Raw genomic sequence first — 16763 nt, forward strand, 5'->3', positions numbered from 1 at the left:
GGATATATTATGTCTAACATTAATTTGGCAATTGAATTTGCTTCCATCGCTCATAGGAACCAGTTCAGAAAAGGTACAAACATTCCTTACATTTCTCATCCATTTGCAGTTGGGATGATGTTACAAAAAGAAAACTGCGAAGAAGAAGTCGTCATCGCCGGCATACTCCATGACATTGTCGAAGACACCGAGATTACTTTAAAAGAGCTTTCTCTTATATTTGGAGAAAAGGTATCTACACTTGTTGATAAATGTACAGAGAAGAATAAGAAATTGAGTTGGGAAGAACGCAAAAGCGATGCAATACAAAAAGTAAAAACAGCCGATAAAGAAACTTGCTTCATTATATGTGCTGATAAACTTCATAACTTATTAAGTATTCAAGAAGACTTAAAAAAGAATGGTGCCGAAGTATGGAGTCGATTTAATCGAGGAAGAGAAAAGCAAAAATGGTACTATGAAAGTGTAATGGACAATTTAGAACAACAAATAGGTGATGAAAATATTTTTAAACAGTTAAAAACGGCTATTTATGACGTGTTTGTATAATGCTACTTTTTATTTTACGATCCCCATTACTCTCCATCTTTTAAAAATATTCCAACACATAATATAATGAGGTGCTTTTAGTTGATTGAAGCGAAAAATATACTACAAAAATATTACGGTTATTCTGATTTTAGAGAAGGGCAAAAAAGTATTATTGAAAATATATTAAGTGGTCATCCAACTTTAGGTATTATGCCTACTGGTGGAGGAAAGTCTATCTGCTATCAAATACCAGCATTACTAATGGATGGTGTAACAATTGTCATATCACCATTAATATCTTTAATGAAAGACCAAGTTGATTCGCTAACTAGCATAGGAATAGCTGCAACCTATATTAATAGTTCTATTTCAAATGAAGAAATAGAAGAAAGACTTTATAAAGTCTTAAAGGAAGAATTTAAAATTATTTATATTGCTCCTGAGAGATTACATACTTCCCAGATTGCTAGTTATTTTAATAAAGTAAATGTTTCTTTTATAGCAGTGGATGAGGCTCACTGTCTTTCTCAATGGGGCCATGATTTTCGTCCAAGCTATCGAAAAATAGGTAGTTTTATTCAGCAATTACAAAATAAGCCTTTAATCGCAGCATTTACTGCCACTGCAACAGAAGAAGTGTCTGAAGACATTAGGGAAGTATTACGTATAGAAGAGAAAGATACTTTTATAACTGGATTCAGTAGAGAAAACTTATTTTTTAATGTTGAACGAGGCACTGATAAAGAAAAATATATATCAAAATACTTGCAGGCAAATAAAGAAGTTTCCGGGATTATTTATGCTGCAACAAGAAAAGAAGTAGACAGCTTAACAGAAAAAATTGCAACATGGGGATATTCTGTTTCAAAATACCATGGCGGGATGGGAGAAGAAGAACGAAAGGTATCACAGGATAAGTTTCTTTTTGATGAAGTTGATGTCATGGTGGCTACAAATGCATTTGGAATGGGGATCGATAAGTCCAACGTTCGGTACGTGATTCATTATAATATGCCAAGAACGATAGAATCCTACTACCAAGAGGCTGGTAGAGCTGGTAGGGACGGTTTAAAGAGTGAGTGTACCATTTTTTTTAATGCACGAGACATTCAATTACAAAAATTTTTGATTGAACAAAGCTTACTAAACAGCGAGCGGAAATCTGTGGAATATCAAAAACTACAAGCTATGGTAGATTATTGTTTCACTACCCGCTGTCATCAAACATATATAACAGAATATTTCGGTGAAAGTAATACTAATGACTGTGGAAGATGCAGTAATTGTTCTGGGGATTATGAAGAGCGTGATATTACGATCGAGGCCCAAAAAATATTTTCTTGTATCAAAAGGATGAATGAGCGTTTTGGGATGACGATGGTCGCAAAAGTCTTAAAAGGTTCAAAGGAAAAAAAGTTACAACAATTTAACTTTCATACATTAAAAACTTATGGAATTATGAGTAACTATACAGAAAAACAAATAGTAGAATTAATGAATATATTAAGTGCCGAAGGATATTTATTTTTAACAGAAGGGCAGTTTCCAGTTGTAAAATTAGGGAGACGCTCTACAGGGGTATTAACGAATGGAGAGAAAGTGTTGTTAAAGATTAAAAAACAAACGACTAGTGTTGCTACAGATGACGCTCTCTTTGAAAAACTTCGTCAGTTAAGAAGATTAATTGCACAAGAAAGAAACGTCCCACCATATGTTGTATTTTCTGATTCCACACTATTAGATATAAGTAGAGAGCTACCTACGAGTAAGGAGCGCATGTTAGCAATTAAAGGCGTTGGTGAACATAAATGGGAACAATTTGGTGAACAATTTATTAAAGCGATACAAGAATATATAGAGAATAACGGTGGGGCTAGGAAAGTTCCTACAGGTAATGCAACTGTAATAAATGAGAATGTATCAACCGAACCTAGTCATCTCGTTACCATTTATATGTTTAATAATGGTTCCACTCTTTCGGAGATTGCGAAACAACGGAACATGAGTATCTTTACCATTCAAAATCATTTATTAAAATGCGATAAAGAAGGGATAGAAGTAAATTGGAATTACTTTATTCCGGAGGAGTACGAAGAACTTATCGTTACAACTATTAAAGAGATTGGTACAGAAAAATTAAAGCCTATTAAAGAAGCTCTACCTGAAGAAGTTGACTATATGGCCATTAAAGCAACCATTGCGAAGCATCGCTTGGAAGTAGTATAAAAAAAACATCCTTTTGGATGTTTTTTTTATCGTTCAACTAACAACTAAACTTGCGTTGATACGTCTAGTTCCGGAGGGCGCATTTGTTCTTAATCAAAAAACGAATAATGATATTACAATTCCTACAAACCCGACTGCAGCTAATAGATAAACTGGAATAATTGGCATTTCTCCATCATTTTCCATCGCCTTCCCAAACATGTAAAATACGAGAGGGTGAACTAGAAACGGCATGGAAAAAATAAATGGAATTAAAGCTGCCGCATCAGTACCAAACATACCTTCTTGAACCGCTGCAAATAAGCCAAAATGCGATATAGCGGACGTTTGAGCCATTGCAGCATACTCCATAGACATTGCACTTAAACTTAAAATTGCTAATCCTCCAAATACAGCAGTAAGCTGCCACCCAAAAGAAAATTGCATTAACGCTTTTATTTCTCGTTGATCTATGCCGTTAGCTTTTCTTAAATTTACTAGTGAAAGAATGGTTAATCCAACACCGATAGCTACAATAATCATAGCTGGGACAATCCATAGCTCTCCACGTTCAGCACTTACGGCAAGAATGGAAAACACGAAAACATGGCCAAAAAATGGAATGTTAATCATGATTGGCGCACGTTGAGCAGCCACACTACCAAAATCACCTGCTGTACATGCTCCAGTTAAACCTGAATGCGATAATGCCCCTGCCATACCAGGTGCTAAATTACGTGCGTTAGCTGATTTAGCAAATAGCATAATAAGTGCTATTCCACCGAACATCCAAAATAATTGGCCGAAAAATCCATATGTTAATACAGCGTTCATACCTGAAATTTCAAATGCATCGCCCATTCTAGATCCACCAACCATAAAGTTAGCAGCTAAAACGACCGGGATACCTGCAAATAATAAAGACCTAATAGTTGGTCCAAATGTCCAGTTGTATAGAATGGCACCTAAGCCAGCAGAAATCATCATTGCAAAAAATATTTGTGGTAGAGCAATTAAGCCGGAGATCCACTCAGCAATGGAATAGGAAGAAACTAATACTAAAACAATGGCGATAATTTCATAAATGCCTTTTCGTAAGTATAAATGCTTATTATCTATTTTTGCCTTGTTATCAATTAAAATAACCGCTAAAACTAATCCGATATAAGCCATTAAAGGATAAAATGAAAAACTATTGTTAGTTGTTACTATTAATCGGAATAGACCCTCTATTCCAAACAATAAAAAGAAAGCTCTTATAATATAGAAAAATTGAGTTCTTGACGTCCCTAATATAATTTCGTCTGTTGCAGGGATAACGACATCTACATCGTCCAAGTTTTTATTACTCAAGATTTTTCGTAGCTCTTGTCCACCAACAAAGAAAGAGACGGTTAGAGCTACAATCGTCGTTTTCGCAATTAAGTCAACAAATGGGAATTCGGGCAAGCCTGGTGTAGATACCCCACTAAATACTAGTAAATACCCCATAGCGAGGCCGAAAATTACGATAATTAATATTGGGGAATACCTAGTACCAGCAACTACAGTCCTAGAAATTAATACCATCGGGATTAAAAATAAAATGATAATCCAGAATTGGCTAAAGAGTTCTACGTTTGTCATGAATTTTCTAATCTCCTATCATTCATAGTTCTCACAAATTGCTATACTACAATAATCTTTATAGTAAACGATTGAAATCGTGTTCTTTATAGTATTTTTTACTATTATTAAGAAATACAATAATAATTATTTGTACCATTCCTTTCAATAATGATAAAATCTTATAATAGAAGGAATAGGGGGAATTAAAATGTCTAATAAAACATTGGAGCTTGCTACTTTTGCTGGTGGATGTTTTTGGTGTATGGTAAAGCCTTTTGATGAAATGCCAGGGATTGAAAAAGTTGTATCAGGATATACTGGTGGAACAATTGAAAACCCTACATATGAACAAGTTAAAACAGGAACTTCAGGTCATTATGAAGTTGTTCAAATAACGTACGATCCATCGTTATTTTCCTATGAAAAATTATTGGAACTATATTGGCCACAAATTGACCCAACAGATCCGGATGGTCAATTTTTTGATAGAGGACCACAATATCGTACTGCTATTTTTTATCACACTTCAGAGCAACAAAAACTAGCGGAAGCATCTAAGAAAGCAATTGAAGAAAGCGGAAGATATAAAAAGCCTATTGTAACAGAAATAAAAAAAGCTACATATTTTTATGAAGCGGAAGACTATCATCAACATTTTTATAAAAAGAACCCTGAAAAATATAAGCAAGAGCGAATCGAATCTGGACGTGATGCTTATATTAAAGAAGTTTGGGGAGAAGAATATGCGAAATAACAGCCTTTAATGGCTGTTTTTTTGTTTATTTAGAAAAACTCACAAACATGCAAGGTCCTTGGACAAAGATAGTTGCGTAAGTATTTATTTTGCGAATATAACAAGTAAACTATTTTCTATCGTTGAATCTAACGCTTTATATAGTTTAAACACTTTATACTTTCTTATAAGCTCAAAAAAGAAAATAAAAAGATATTATTTCTTTAGATTGTAGAAATAATAGAGAGTAGACCTCTAGCAAATAAACTTGAACAAAAAGCTAGTAAAAACCGTTTTATCAAACGTTATTATTTGTTATCAATCACACCACCTTAATCAATTTTTAAGGTATACCCCCATGCAACATCATAAGAAAAGGAGTGTTAGAAATGATTCATTTATTCACACATAACGACCTAGACGGAATAGGATGTGCCATTTTAGCAAAACTAACTTTCCAAAAAAAGGTAGAAGTTCATTACAATTCGGTAGGAAGCTTGAATATTCAAGTAGAAAAGTTCATAGAGGCTGGCAACATCGAACACAAACTTATGATCACAGATTTATCAGTAAATGAGCGAAACGAAGCACTTATTACAACTTTTATCGAAAATGGCGGCAACGCAATATTAATTGACCATCATAAATCAGCTCTTCATTTAAATGAACATTCATGGGGAAATGTAACAGTGGAATACGAAGATGGGCGGTTAACAAGTGCCACATCCTTATTATTTGATTATCTAAAAGAAGAGGGTGAAATCACTACAAATAAAGCAATAGAAGACTTTGTAGAATTAGTTAGACAATATGATACTTGGGAATGGGATGCAAATGGAAATACGGAAGCAAAAAGACTAAATGACCTTTTTTATATGCTATCCATTGATGAATTCGTTGACAGAATGCTTCCTAGATTAGAAAGAAATGAACCTTTTCAATTTGATGACTTTGAATCACAAATACTAGATTTAGAAGAAAATAAAATGGAACGTTATTTGCGAAGAAAGCAAAGAGAACTTATTCAAACAAATATTGATGGAAAAATAGTAGGTGTCGTTTTTGCCGAATCATATATTTCAGAATTAGGAAATGAATTTGGAAAACATAATACCCATTTAGATTATATTGCTATCGTTAACATGGGAAGTAGACGCATTAGTTTGCGTACCGTTCATGATGAAATAGACGTTTCCTTAATAGCCTCTCAATTTGATGGAGGAGGACATTCTAAAGCAGCTGGCTGTCTTTTAACAGATAAGGCGTATACTTTATTTGTTTCAAATACGTTTAAACTGGAACCAATAAAGATGGATGCGTTTAATAATGTATATAATGTGAAAGAATCACGCAATGGTTCCCTTTATCGTACGAAAGAAAATGGGTTGTTTTTTATAATAAATGCCAATGGAAATTGGAAGTTAGTACACGAAGGGAAACCGTTGGAAGAGAAATTTTCAACCTATATAGAAGCAGAACGCCATTTAAAACGAACATTTGGAGCATGGCTTGTTCGGGATCGAGAGTATGTAGATTATTTAATGGAGCATGCAAACCCCTTGAAAAAATAACAAAAGGAGAATTATCATGCCAGAAATGCCAGAAATGGAAACGTACAGGCGACTGTTATCTACGAGTGTAAATAACTTACCAATTACAGATGTCGTCATTAACCGCGAAAAGTCTATTAATGTACCTGTTGTCACCTTTCGTAACGAGTTAATAGGGAGAAAAATTATAAATATTAGAAGGAGAGCGAAGTATTTATTATTCGATCTTGATTCCGGAGACTCCTTATTATTACATTTAATGCTAGGTGGATGGATGTACATAGGTGGGGAAGACGATACACCTGATCGAACGAAACAAATAATAATAACTTTTAACTCGAAGCAGCTACAGTTCATAGGATTACGTTTAGGCTTTTTACATCTACTTAAAAAAGAAGCTTTAAATAAAAAATTAGAAAATCTAGGACCGGAATTAAACGAATTAAGTTTAGAAAAATGGGTATCTCTACTTCAAAAAAGAAGAGGTAAAATAAAAACAACGTTAATCAATCAGGAAGTAGTTGCAGGAATTGGTAATTTGTATTCAGATGAAATTTGTTACGAGGCAAAAGTACACCCTGAACAAACTTCATTAACTGTAGAACAATTAAGTAATCTTTATCACGCAATGGTAAATGTAATGAAAGAAGCAATTCATTACGGTGGATATATGGATAATCCTTTATATAAGGAGGACAATCTAGTAGGATCATTTTATGAGAGAAGGAAAGTATATGATCGTGAAGGAGAAAAGTGTAAAAGATGTAATAGTATTATACAAAAAATAAAGATATCTAGTCGTAAATCGTACATATGTCCACATTGCCAAATTGTTAGTGCTTAAAAGTAAATAACATGCAATAAGAGCTAGCAATATCGCTAGCTCTTGTTTATTTTACATTTCTTTTTTCTGATCTTTATTATCTTTCGTAAAGTATTTTCTCTTTGCATTAGTAAATATATTTTTGTATGTAAAGCCTAGGAAAAGAATACCTAATAAGGAGCACGCGTAACGAATAATAGACATTATATCCACTTTTACCACTCTCCTAACAACCTGTTAGGAACATTTTTGCCACTTATTAAAGTAATATATACATATTAATGATGAATTTCCTTCACTTTCTCATCGGAAGGTAGAAAGAATGTCAATAGCCCGATAAATGGTAAACAGGCAGCAAATATTATAGTGTTTGTTAAACCTATTAAATCAGCAAGCCAACCAAGTGCGACAGAACCAACAGCCCCCATCCCAAAAGCTAAACCTACAATTAGACCAGATACTGTACCTATTTTTCCTGGGACTAACTCTTGAGCATATACTACAGTTACAGAGAAACTTGATAAAATGATGAACCCGATAATTCCAATTAATATATAAGCTGTAAACGGACCAACAAACGGTAATAGTAATGCTAGTGGTGCAGAACCTAACATTGATAGTAATATAATATTCCTTTTCCCATATCGATCCGCGAGGGGACCTCCGAAAAAAGTACCTACTGCTCCAGTCGCTAAAAAGATAAAAATATAAATTTGTGCCTCTGTTATCGTTAAACCATATTCGTTTATAATATAAAACGCATAAAAGCTCGTAATACCTGCATGGAACCATGAACGTGCAAATACAAGAAAAATTAATAAACAGATAGAAAATACGATTATTTTCTTATGCTTCTTATTTGTTTCGGTATTATTACTATGAGATTTCTTCTTTATAGATACTGTTCTAACATTTTTAATTTCATTACTATACCACTTAGCAATATAAAGTAAGAGAATAATAGCCAAACCTGCAACTACTGTAAAGGAAAGAGCTCCTCTTTGACCGAAAGGGATTAAAATAATTGCGGCTATTAGTGGAGCAAGTGCTTGACCTGAGTTTCCTCCAACTTGGTATATAGATTGAGCTAATCCTCTTTTATTCCCTGCCGCCATGTACGCAACACGGGATCCTTCAGGATGAAAAGTAGCGGAGCCAATTCCTATTAGTAAGACCGAAACAATAATTAACCAATAAGAGTTTGCTAGGGCAATACCTACAATACCAATGAATGAAAAACAAAGGCCAATCGGCAAAGCGTAAGGGGATGGTCGCTTATCCGTATACATACCTACTAATGGTTGCATAAGGGATGATGTAAAATTAAGCGCAAAACCAATTAGCCCAATTTGCGTAAATGTTAGTCCCATACTTCCTTGTAGTATAGGAAACATAGCGGGAACAACAGATTGTAAAGCGTCATTTAACAAATGAACAAAACCAATTACGAAAAGAATAGGATAAACTGTTGTTTTTTCCTCATTCGTTAAAGGCATTGATAACTTTTTCGCTTCTTGCATAAATATCCGCTCCTTTATGTATCTAGAGATATGATATCATGACAATATTTAGAAATGAATAAAAAAATTTCGATTTGCTAAATATTTTATACTGTTCTTTTTCATATTGTTTTATAATAAAAGAAATATAAGTAAAAGGAGTAATCCCATTGATTGATTTAAGAAGTGATACAGTAACAAAACCTACTGAAGAAATGAGACGTGCCGCATATGAAGCGGAGGTAGGTGACGATGTTTATCGTGAAGACCCTACAGTAAACGTACTAGAAGAAAAAGCCGCAGAAATTTTAGGAAAAGAATCAGCATTATTTGTAACGAGCGGTACACAAGGTAATCAGATTGCTGTTTTAACACATTGTCGACCTGGGAATGAGATATTATTAGAATCTGAATCTCATATTTTTTACTACGAATCTGGTGCTGTCGCTGCTTTTGCAGGAGTTCAAACAAGAACTATAAATGGAGTAAAAGGTCGAATGGATCCTTTACAAATAGAGTCTTGCATTAGAGGGGAGGATCAACATTTTCCAGAAACCGGATTGATATGTCTTGAAAACACTCATAATCGTGCTGGAGGAGCAGTTGTCCCTTATGAAAACATGAAAGATGTCTATGAACTTTCAAGAAAATATAATGTTCCTGTACACGTTGATGGCGCTAGACTTTTCAACGCAGCTGTAAGTAGTAACTGTTCCGTTCAGCAATTTACACAATATAGTGATACTGTTCAAATTTGTCTCTCTAAAGGATTAGGTGCGCCAGTCGGCTCTATTCTTGCAGGTTCAAAAAGTTATATCGAAAAGGCGAGGAAATGGAGAAAAAGATTAGGTGGTGGACTACGCCAAGCAGGTATTCTCGCAGCACCTGGTATCATTGCATTAACGAAAATGACAGAAAGACTAGCAGAAGATCATGAAAACGCAACAAGATTGGCTAGCAGTCTTCAGGAAATTAATTCCATTGAAGTCGTAAATGACGTTGATACTAATATTATAGTTGTGGATGTAAAAAATACTGGATACTCATCCGAACAGTTTGTTCATTTATTAGAAAAAAACGGTGTTCGTGCAGTGACTTTCGGCCCTACGACAGTTCGATTTACAACCCATTACGACGTCTCTACTAACGATATTGACAGAGCAATTCATATTATTCATTCCATTATTAAGCACTAAGAGTATAACTCTTAGTGCTTTTTTTACGCTTACACTTAGCCGAATCAAGGAAGCACCAGGCGGGAATCCTAAAAAGACTAACATAAGGAGAGGGATCACTTTGATATTTGGTTGCCACGTTAGTATCCGAAATGGATACTATGCCGCTGCAAAAACAGCGAAACAATATAACGCTAGTGCTTTTCAATTTTTCCCGAAAAATCCACGAAGTTTAAAAATAAAAAAATGGGACCGAAATGATACAAAATTGTGTAAAGACTTTTGTATAGAAAATGGGATTCTCTCCATCGCCCACAGCCCATACCCGACAAACCTCATACCGGAAAATGAAGTTATGTTAAAAGCAAATGTGGATTCCATTATAAATGACCTAGAAATTATCGAGGAATGTGGTTCTATTGGACTTGTCGTTCACTTTGGTGTTTATAAAGGAAATAATGTACTACACGGTTATGAAAAAATGATACATACATTAAATGAAGTTTTATCGAGGTGGAATGGAAAAAGTTTGTTGTTAATAGAAAATAACGCAGGAAAAGGTGGAGGTATGGGAACAACAATAGAAGAGCTCGTTCAAATCCGAAATCTTATAGACTACCCTGAAAAAATCGGCTTTTGTTTGGATAGTTGTCACGCTTTTTCTAGCGGAATGTGGTCGGGTGATAATTGGGAAGAGGTAGAGATAAAAGGAAAGGAATTAGGCTATTTTCAACATGTAAAAGCAGTTCATTTGAATAACTCAAAATACAAAACAGGTTCAATGAAGGATCGTCATGCAAATATCAGTAATGGACAAATAACGATTGAGCAAATGAAACGTTTTATTTTATCTCATTCATTAAAAGACCTTCCAATGATCTTAGAAACACCATCATCGGAAGGTATAACGCATAAAGAAGAAATAAATTATTTAATACAACAGTTTAACTAGATTGAATTTTTCTTTTGTTTATCTTCTTTTCCTTTTCCTTTTCCTTGTTTTACTTGCAAACGATGTACTACATTTGGTTTTGTAACGACAATTTCTTTAATATATTGAATGGTATGCTTATACTGAAACATTAAAGAATCTAAAACTGTTTCTATTTTTTCTACAATAGATGTTTTGATTCCATCTAATTGATTTAATATTTTTCGATTTGTAACTTCTTGTTTATCAAAACGTTCTATTATTGACTTATGAAACATTTCTTGAATTTCTAATTTATCATTCATTTTTTCCAATAATTCATCTTGATTCTCTAATTGATTTTGCAATGTTTGTTGGGTGGAATGATATTCGTCAATTCTTTTTACTAGCTTTTGCGTTAGTTGTTCTAGAAAAGCAAGCTGTTCAACAGAAGCCTCGTTTAATAGTTGCTCATCATCTATCATTTTTTCTATTTTAGTACTTAATGATTCTAAATGTTGTAACCGATTCATTATCTCGTTGTGATTGATATCGTTTCGTTTTACTTCTTTAACAATTTCATTCGTAGTATGTTCTTGTTCAGATAGTTTCGTTGTTAATTCATTTAACGATTTAAATTGTTCAACTTTATGATTTTGGAGATCAATTGTCATTGATTGTACATTTTTTAAAAAGTTGCCGTTCATTTCTTTTTGCTCATTTAACAATTGCTGTAAATAATTCATCCGGTATTGTTCTTGCTGATGTTGTTTTATACTATCTACATACAACTTAGGCTTTCTATTAGTTGATTGTCTCGAAGACTGCATTTAATATACACTCCTTTTACACGATAAGAAGGAAAGAGACAGGATAAGGAAATGCATGAATCAGGAGCAATAGCTGCTGATTGTTAGTAAAGCCTTATACAGGGATAAATTATTATATGATTCGCATTCGTTTTTGTTAAAGTACTTAATGATACATATTAATTTACATGAATGTCCCATACCACTCCATCTACAATAATTTTCGGGCGCTTGTTAGCAATGTCGTATAACTATAAAGAGAGAAAGTTATGTAACAAAAAGAAAAAAGGGCATACTAACATTGGAGGTGATGACCGATGGAAAATAAAGATAAAAGCACTGATATAGCTGGTAGAACATATGATGTTAAAGACTATAATCGCAGTGATGAACTTTCTTCTGGCTTAGCAGAGACTCACGAGCAAGTTAGCGATAGTTATATGGCTGGTGAAACATTTCAAGAGCCTAAAAATAAAAAATAAATAAACCTATACTTATGTTTCAATTATAAAGATTGAGAATAAATGATGAATTGAGATAGGGGGAGGCGACTAACCTCCATTTATCCCTCTCACACCACCGTACGTACGGTTCCGTATACGGCGGTTCCAGTTATGTCGAACGTTGTAAATCATATCTCGCAGTAATACTTTTCAATCCAAGGGAAAGCCAATATGCTTTCCCTAGTGTTTTGTGTAGTATAGGACTTTTGGATATTCTCCAATAAGCCTTCCTCGTATTGCCCCATTCGTGTGCTTTCCATTTCGGTATACCCAGTTCGATGAGTCTCTTGACCTTTGTACGCGGGAGTTTCCATTCCTTCCAGCGAATCATTCTTAATCTTCGGTTAAGCCATCCTTCAAGTTTAACGATTACAGAACGAGTGTCAGCTAAATGGTAGTAGTTAACCCATCCAACGAGATATTCGTTAAGTTTAAAAAGTCTATCTTCCATAGCTATTGATCTACGTCTGCTTGTAAGTTTCCTTATTTTATCTTTAAACCGTTTTATTGATTGAGGTGATATTCTCACCTTCGGTTTTCGGTTATTTGTAAAGCTGAATCCGAGGAATTTTCTTTTCCAAGGTCGGTCTACAGCACTTTTCTCTCTGTTAACCTTTAACTTAAGTTTCCCTTCGATAAATTGAGTCATAGCTTTCATAACCCTTTCACCGGCTCTTTTAGATTTCACGTAGATATTACAATCATCGGCGTATCGGACAAAACGGTGCCCTCTGCGTTCCAACTCTTTATCTAGCTCATCCAAAACAATATTTGAAAGTAATGGGCTTAGTGGTCCGCCTTGCGGTGTGCCTTCAAGGTTTGGACTGACAAGTCCGCCTTCCATAACGCCTGAGGTTAGAAAGCGTCTAATTATTCTTTGTAAAGTTCTGTCTTTAATCCTCGTAGCTAACTTACTCATTAATCTATCATGATTGACCTTGTCAAAGAACTTCTCGAGGTCGATGTCCACTACCCATCTATATCCTTCTTCTATGTAGCTTTGAGCCAGCTTGACTGCTTGATGCGTTCGCCTGTCGTTCAACCTATCCTCACAGATAAGCTTACCGTATGAGTACGGCGTATCGACAGGTTCTCCCCGGGTAAGAGTGTAGACTTTCCTTCCATGTCTCCGCCTCATTTACTCTGTGACACCTTCGGCAGTATGGACTTTGTCTTGTATTGCAGACTCATCCAGTATCACCTAGCCTTATATGAGATTCGTGTTCCTCGGAGCAGAAGTTTGCCGCCGACTTCCTTCAGATATGAAGGTCACCCCGCATATCCTTGTCTTGAGCTACGGCTACTACTGCCTTCGCCGTTCGGGACTTGCACCCTAGAGCCTACACCCATGCCGGGCACACAATGAATAAGAGGAAGCACTTTCGCTTCCTCTTTATATTGTAAAAGGGGGTGCTTGCATGGAGTTTTTAGTTAATGGAGGGAGGGATTATAAAACGCCAACTCTAATAATTAATGCTACTAAAATCTGTAACAATAGTTGAATGTTAATGACTAAATCAGTATCTGCAGTTCGTACACTTACATTTTTAGAATTTCTAATAAGAGTTTGTTGTTTATTCACTTGAACCGTTTTAGATTTTTGTACTAATTCCTGCGAGATTCTTTGTGCTTCCGTGCTATCTGCAATAGAAAGGTTTAACACTAAATCAATTGCTGCTTGAATTGCTGCTTGAAGGGATACTGCTGCTTTCGTATCAATTGTAATAACATCAATGTCGCAAGAATCCTCAATAATAATTTGCTCATAGGACTCTTGAATTACTTTATTTTCTTGAACAGATTGTTGAACATCATCTTTACATAATGGATGACGTGCTCTATCATCTAAAGCACTCCATCTTTTAGTGTGATGACGTCGGTCACATCCTGTATCAAATATACTTGCTTGATGACGACGGTCACACCCTGAATCAAATAACCATGGACTACCCATTTAAATTCCTCCTATTTATTTTTTTCCTCTTTTTTATACTCGCGCTGGAGTCTTTCTGCTGTTGCTTGTAAATCTTTCACTAATTTTCTTAGGTGTTGTTTTTGACTAGCGCTGAGACTGTTTTTATCTAGTTTTACATTGTGCTTGCGAAGAATATTGTCAACTAATAAGTTAGCGCTAGATTCTGCAACTTTGTTCATTTCATTTTGGAAGTCTCTTTTACTCAAACCTATTCACCTCCATTAACTAGTTTCAATAGTATTCTATGTGTATTTCTCCCAACTGCTTGGACTAATTTACTGATGAATCTATCTATTTTTTTATAATTAATGAAAAATGGAGATATATGTACTAGAGATAGTAGCGTAAAAAATATTCTTATTTAAGTAACCCTTACCTAACCCTTCACATATATTGGGCATGAAGTACGTTTGGAGGGATGACTATGTTTTATCATGTAAAAGAACTACAATATCGAGCGAAACCAGAAAGACCCGATCCAGTCTACGCCAAAAAGTTACAAGAAATATTAGGTGGACAATTTGGAGAAATTTCAGTTGCAATGCAATATTTGTTTCAAGGTTGGAATACTTCAAGAGGTTTAGAAAAATACCGTGACTTATTAATGGACACTGGCACTGAAGAGTTAGCACATATTGAAATGTTAAGTACGATGATTGCTAGACTATTGGATAAAGCACCTGTAAAAGATCAAGAACACGCAGCTAAAAATCCAGTAATTGAAGCAATCATGGGAGGAATGAACCCTCAACATGCCATTGTGTCTGGATTAGGAGCTATGCCGGTAAATAGCGTTGGCGTGCCTTGGAATGCAGGGTATATTGTTGCAAGTGGAAATCTTTTAGCTGACTTTCGTGCAAATTTAAATGCGGAATCTCAAGGTAGGCTACAAGCGGTTCGACTTTATGAAATGACAGAAGACCGTGGTGTGAAAGATATGTTATCGTGGTTAATCGCACGTGATACAGCCCATCAAAACCAGTGGATGGCTGCCATTGCCGAATTAGAAGCACAAGAAGGAAGAGTAGTGCCTAACACTTTCCCACGAGAACTTCAAAAACAAGAAGTGGCCTATGCGTTTATGAACCTTTCAGCTGGAGAGGAAAGTAGTACTGGTAGATGGGCATCTGGAAAAAGTATGGACAGTATGGGTGTATTCCAATATGTTCAACACCCGGTGCCATTTGCGAAAAAACCAACTATTCCACCTGCGCCACCAAGCCTGCATAATACACCACCAATGTTGAAATAAACTCTCACATAAGATGTGGACCATAGTCAATAACATAATATTACGAGGTATAAGAGAGGGAGGCATTTTGTTTACTCCCTTTTTTTATGGAAAGATAATTTTTTTAAAATGATTATGTTATACTATTTTTTATTTATAAAATATTTCAAAAAAAGGGGATAGTATGATGAAGAAGATTGGCATTATTGGACTTGGAGTAATCGGCCAAAGACTTATTAAGCAATTTCAAGAAAGTAATGAAATCGAAATTTACGCAATATGTGATACAAACGAACAGTTAGTTTTAGAAACGGCAAAACAATTAGCAAATGTACATAGCTACACTGATTATAAATTATTAATACAACTTCCAGAAATAGATTTAATATATATTGCAGTTCCACCTTCGCTACATAATGAAATTTCAATCTATGCAATACAACACAGTAAGCATATTTTATGCGAAAAACCACTTGCTAATTCATTAGAAGAAGCGGAAGAAATGAAAGAGAAAGCTAAACAATCCGGTATCATCCATGCTATTCATTTCCCCCTTGCCTATAGTTTTCCGTTTTGGGAGCTGAAAAAAATGTTAAACGACGGGATGTTAGGGGAAGTGAAAAGAGCTACCTTAAAAATGCATTTTCATGAATGGCCAAGACCTTGGCAAAAAACAAATTGGATTGGTAAAAAATTTCAAGGTGGCTTTATTAGAGAAATAATGCCACATTATTTACAAATGTTAATTCATTTATTTGGTAACGATGCAAAAGTAACTTACGCTGAAATAGATTATCCAAATGATGAAGTCAGTAGTGAAACGAGTGTTGTTGCTACGCTTCAATGGAAAAATGGATTTAAATTAGTGGTAGACGGTTATGTAGGAAGCGCTGAAGAGGAACACTTACAATTTGTAATACATGGAACGGAAGCATCTGTATCTCTTGAAAATTGGAGAGAGTTTAAAAAGGCTAATAAAGGTGGTGCTTTCCAAAAAGTGAACGAAGGTGCTCCATTATCATTAATAAGTGAACTAAATAAAGAGTTAAACGGAGAAAATGGATTTATTATCAACTTTGAAGAAGGCTATTATGTACAAAAGCTACTAGAAGGGATTTTACATTTTAACCAAAAATAACGGTACTCCTCCCATTTTTCGCGGAAATTACCAACTATAGTTTCAAATGAAAAAAGAAACGATATAAAGGTAA

Annotated in this window: 17 protein-coding genes; 10 read left to right on the forward strand and 7 right to left on the reverse strand. The window is 34.8% G+C overall.

Features of this window, described 5'->3' with window-relative positions; translation table 11 throughout:
- Window positions 1-9: 9 nt before the first annotated feature.
- Window positions 10-549, forward strand: a complete 540-nt coding sequence (locus tag O1A01_RS14005; protein ID WP_066410893.1) for an HD domain-containing protein — start codon at window positions 10-12, stop codon at window positions 547-549.
- 81 nt (window positions 550-630) lie between these two features.
- Window positions 631-2757 (forward strand): DNA helicase RecQ, encoded by a 2127-nt coding sequence (gene recQ, locus O1A01_RS14010; RefSeq protein ID WP_270064352.1) that lies wholly within the window; start codon window positions 631-633, stop codon window positions 2755-2757.
- A 93-nt stretch (window positions 2758-2850) separates the two neighbouring features.
- On the opposite strand, the gene O1A01_RS14015 is transcribed toward recQ, so the two are convergent.
- Window positions 2851-4362 carry a hypothetical protein gene (locus tag O1A01_RS14015; RefSeq protein WP_066410897.1) on the reverse strand — a complete coding sequence of 504 codons (1512 nt, stop codon included), beginning with the start codon at window positions 4360-4362 and terminating at the stop codon, window positions 2851-2853.
- A 190-nt stretch (window positions 4363-4552) separates the two neighbouring features.
- Between O1A01_RS14015 and msrA the strand changes: the two genes are divergently transcribed.
- The 3 genes from msrA (at window position 4553) to O1A01_RS14030 (ending at window position 7471) form a co-directional block, all read left to right on the forward strand.
- Window positions 4553-5098 (forward strand): peptide-methionine (S)-S-oxide reductase MsrA, encoded by a 546-nt coding sequence (gene msrA, locus O1A01_RS14020; RefSeq protein ID WP_066410900.1) that lies wholly within the window; start codon window positions 4553-4555, stop codon window positions 5096-5098.
- A gap of 368 nt (window positions 5099-5466) precedes the next feature.
- The gene (locus tag O1A01_RS14025; protein ID WP_270064353.1) at window positions 5467-6648 is read left to right on the forward strand and encodes a DHH family phosphoesterase; all 1182 of its coding nucleotides are present in this window, start codon (window positions 5467-5469) and stop codon (window positions 6646-6648) included.
- A gap of 16 nt (window positions 6649-6664) precedes the next feature.
- Window positions 6665-7471, forward strand: a complete 807-nt coding sequence (locus O1A01_RS14030) for an Fpg/Nei family DNA glycosylase (protein WP_066410908.1) — start codon at window positions 6665-6667, stop codon at window positions 7469-7471.
- A gap of 51 nt (window positions 7472-7522) precedes the next feature.
- Here the strand turns inward: O1A01_RS14030 and O1A01_RS14035 are convergent, their stop codons facing one another.
- Complete coding sequence (locus O1A01_RS14035; protein WP_169714883.1) at window positions 7523-7663, reverse strand: hypothetical protein; 141 nt, start codon at window positions 7661-7663, stop codon at window positions 7523-7525.
- Window positions 7664-7728: 65 nt separating this feature from the next.
- Window positions 7729-8970 carry an MFS transporter gene (locus O1A01_RS14040; RefSeq protein ID WP_066410909.1) on the reverse strand — a complete coding sequence of 414 codons (1242 nt, stop codon included), beginning with the start codon at window positions 8968-8970 and terminating at the stop codon, window positions 7729-7731.
- Window positions 8971-9119: 149 nt separating this feature from the next.
- On the opposite strand from O1A01_RS14040, the gene ltaE reads away from it, so the two are divergent.
- Both ltaE and O1A01_RS14050 read left to right on the forward strand, forming a co-directional pair.
- Entirely contained in the window at window positions 9120-10145 is a 1026-nt protein-coding gene (ltaE, locus tag O1A01_RS14045) for a low-specificity L-threonine aldolase (RefSeq protein WP_270064354.1), read from the forward strand.
- A gap of 100 nt (window positions 10146-10245) precedes the next feature.
- Window positions 10246-11076: a deoxyribonuclease IV gene (locus O1A01_RS14050; RefSeq protein WP_270064355.1), complete on the forward strand. Its 831-nt coding sequence runs from the start codon at window positions 10246-10248 to the stop codon at window positions 11074-11076.
- Here O1A01_RS14050 and O1A01_RS14055 read toward each other — a convergent pair.
- Window positions 11073-11864 (reverse strand): hypothetical protein, encoded by a 792-nt coding sequence (locus O1A01_RS14055; RefSeq protein ID WP_066410912.1) that lies wholly within the window; start codon window positions 11862-11864, stop codon window positions 11073-11075. The two genes, O1A01_RS14050 and O1A01_RS14055, sit on opposite strands and share 4 nt — an antisense overlap.
- A gap of 296 nt (window positions 11865-12160) precedes the next feature.
- Here O1A01_RS14055 and O1A01_RS14060 point away from each other — a divergent pair, with 296 nt between their 5' ends.
- On the forward strand, window positions 12161-12325 hold the full coding sequence (locus tag O1A01_RS14060; protein WP_084380079.1) for a YozQ family protein: 165 nt from the start codon (window positions 12161-12163) through the stop codon (window positions 12323-12325).
- Window positions 12326-12455: 130 nt separating this feature from the next.
- Here O1A01_RS14060 and O1A01_RS14065 read toward each other — a convergent pair whose 3' ends face one another.
- The 3 genes from O1A01_RS14065 to O1A01_RS14075 all read right to left on the reverse strand — a co-directional run bounded on the left by O1A01_RS14065 (window position 12456) and on the right by O1A01_RS14075 (window position 14527).
- Window positions 12456-13484, reverse strand: coding sequence for a reverse transcriptase domain-containing protein (locus tag O1A01_RS14065; protein ID WP_270064356.1), 1029 nt, complete (start codon window positions 13482-13484; stop codon window positions 12456-12458).
- 309 nt (window positions 13485-13793) lie between these two features.
- On the reverse strand, window positions 13794-14300 hold the full coding sequence (locus O1A01_RS14070; protein WP_084380081.1) for a spore coat protein: 507 nt from the start codon (window positions 14298-14300) through the stop codon (window positions 13794-13796).
- Window positions 14301-14311: 11 nt separating this feature from the next.
- Window positions 14312-14527 carry a hypothetical protein gene (locus O1A01_RS14075; RefSeq protein WP_066410914.1) on the reverse strand — a complete coding sequence of 72 codons (216 nt, stop codon included), beginning with the start codon at window positions 14525-14527 and terminating at the stop codon, window positions 14312-14314.
- A gap of 218 nt (window positions 14528-14745) precedes the next feature.
- Between O1A01_RS14075 and O1A01_RS14080 the strand changes: the two genes are divergently transcribed.
- Together O1A01_RS14080 and O1A01_RS14085 are read left to right on the forward strand one after the other, a co-directional pair.
- On the forward strand, window positions 14746-15573 hold the full coding sequence (locus tag O1A01_RS14080) for a manganese catalase (RefSeq protein ID WP_066410916.1): 828 nt from the start codon (window positions 14746-14748) through the stop codon (window positions 15571-15573).
- Window positions 15574-15736: 163 nt separating this feature from the next.
- Complete coding sequence (locus O1A01_RS14085; RefSeq protein WP_084380083.1) at window positions 15737-16690, forward strand: Gfo/Idh/MocA family protein; 954 nt, start codon at window positions 15737-15739, stop codon at window positions 16688-16690.
- Window positions 16691-16763 lie beyond the last annotated feature (73 nt).

It is taken from the genome of Sutcliffiella sp. NC1, from assembly GCF_027594365.1.
Classification (GTDB): domain Bacteria; phylum Bacillota; class Bacilli; order Bacillales; family Bacillaceae_I; genus Sutcliffiella; species Sutcliffiella cohnii.

Excerpts from the sequence above, each read along its gene's own strand:
- O1A01_RS14005 (WP_066410893.1), top strand. The coding sequence starts at position 10 with ATGTCTAACATTAATTTGGCAATTGAATTTGCTTCCATCGCTCATAGG.
- O1A01_RS14015 (WP_066410897.1), bottom strand. The coding sequence starts at position 4,362 with ATGACAAACGTAGAACTCTTTAGCCAATTCTGGATTATCATTTTATTT.
- msrA (WP_066410900.1), top strand. The coding sequence starts at position 4,553 with ATGTCTAATAAAACATTGGAGCTTGCTACTTTTGCTGGTGGATGTTTT.
- O1A01_RS14025 (WP_270064353.1), top strand. The coding sequence starts at position 5,467 with ATGATTCATTTATTCACACATAACGACCTAGACGGAATAGGATGTGCC.
- O1A01_RS14030 (WP_066410908.1), top strand. The coding sequence starts at position 6,665 with ATGCCAGAAATGCCAGAAATGGAAACGTACAGGCGACTGTTATCTACG.
- O1A01_RS14040 (WP_066410909.1), bottom strand. The coding sequence starts at position 8,970 with ATGCAAGAAGCGAAAAAGTTATCAATGCCTTTAACGAATGAGGAAAAA.
- O1A01_RS14055 (WP_066410912.1), bottom strand. The coding sequence starts at position 11,864 with ATGCAGTCTTCGAGACAATCAACTAATAGAAAGCCTAAGTTGTATGTA.
- O1A01_RS14060 (WP_084380079.1), top strand. The coding sequence starts at position 12,161 with ATGGAAAATAAAGATAAAAGCACTGATATAGCTGGTAGAACATATGAT.
- O1A01_RS14065 (WP_270064356.1), bottom strand. The coding sequence starts at position 13,484 with ATGAGGCGGAGACATGGAAGGAAAGTCTACACTCTTACCCGGGGAGAA.
- O1A01_RS14070 (WP_084380081.1), bottom strand. The coding sequence starts at position 14,300 with ATGGGTAGTCCATGGTTATTTGATTCAGGGTGTGACCGTCGTCATCAA.
- O1A01_RS14080 (WP_066410916.1), top strand. The coding sequence starts at position 14,746 with ATGTTTTATCATGTAAAAGAACTACAATATCGAGCGAAACCAGAAAGA.
- O1A01_RS14085 (WP_084380083.1), top strand. The coding sequence starts at position 15,737 with ATGATGAAGAAGATTGGCATTATTGGACTTGGAGTAATCGGCCAAAGA.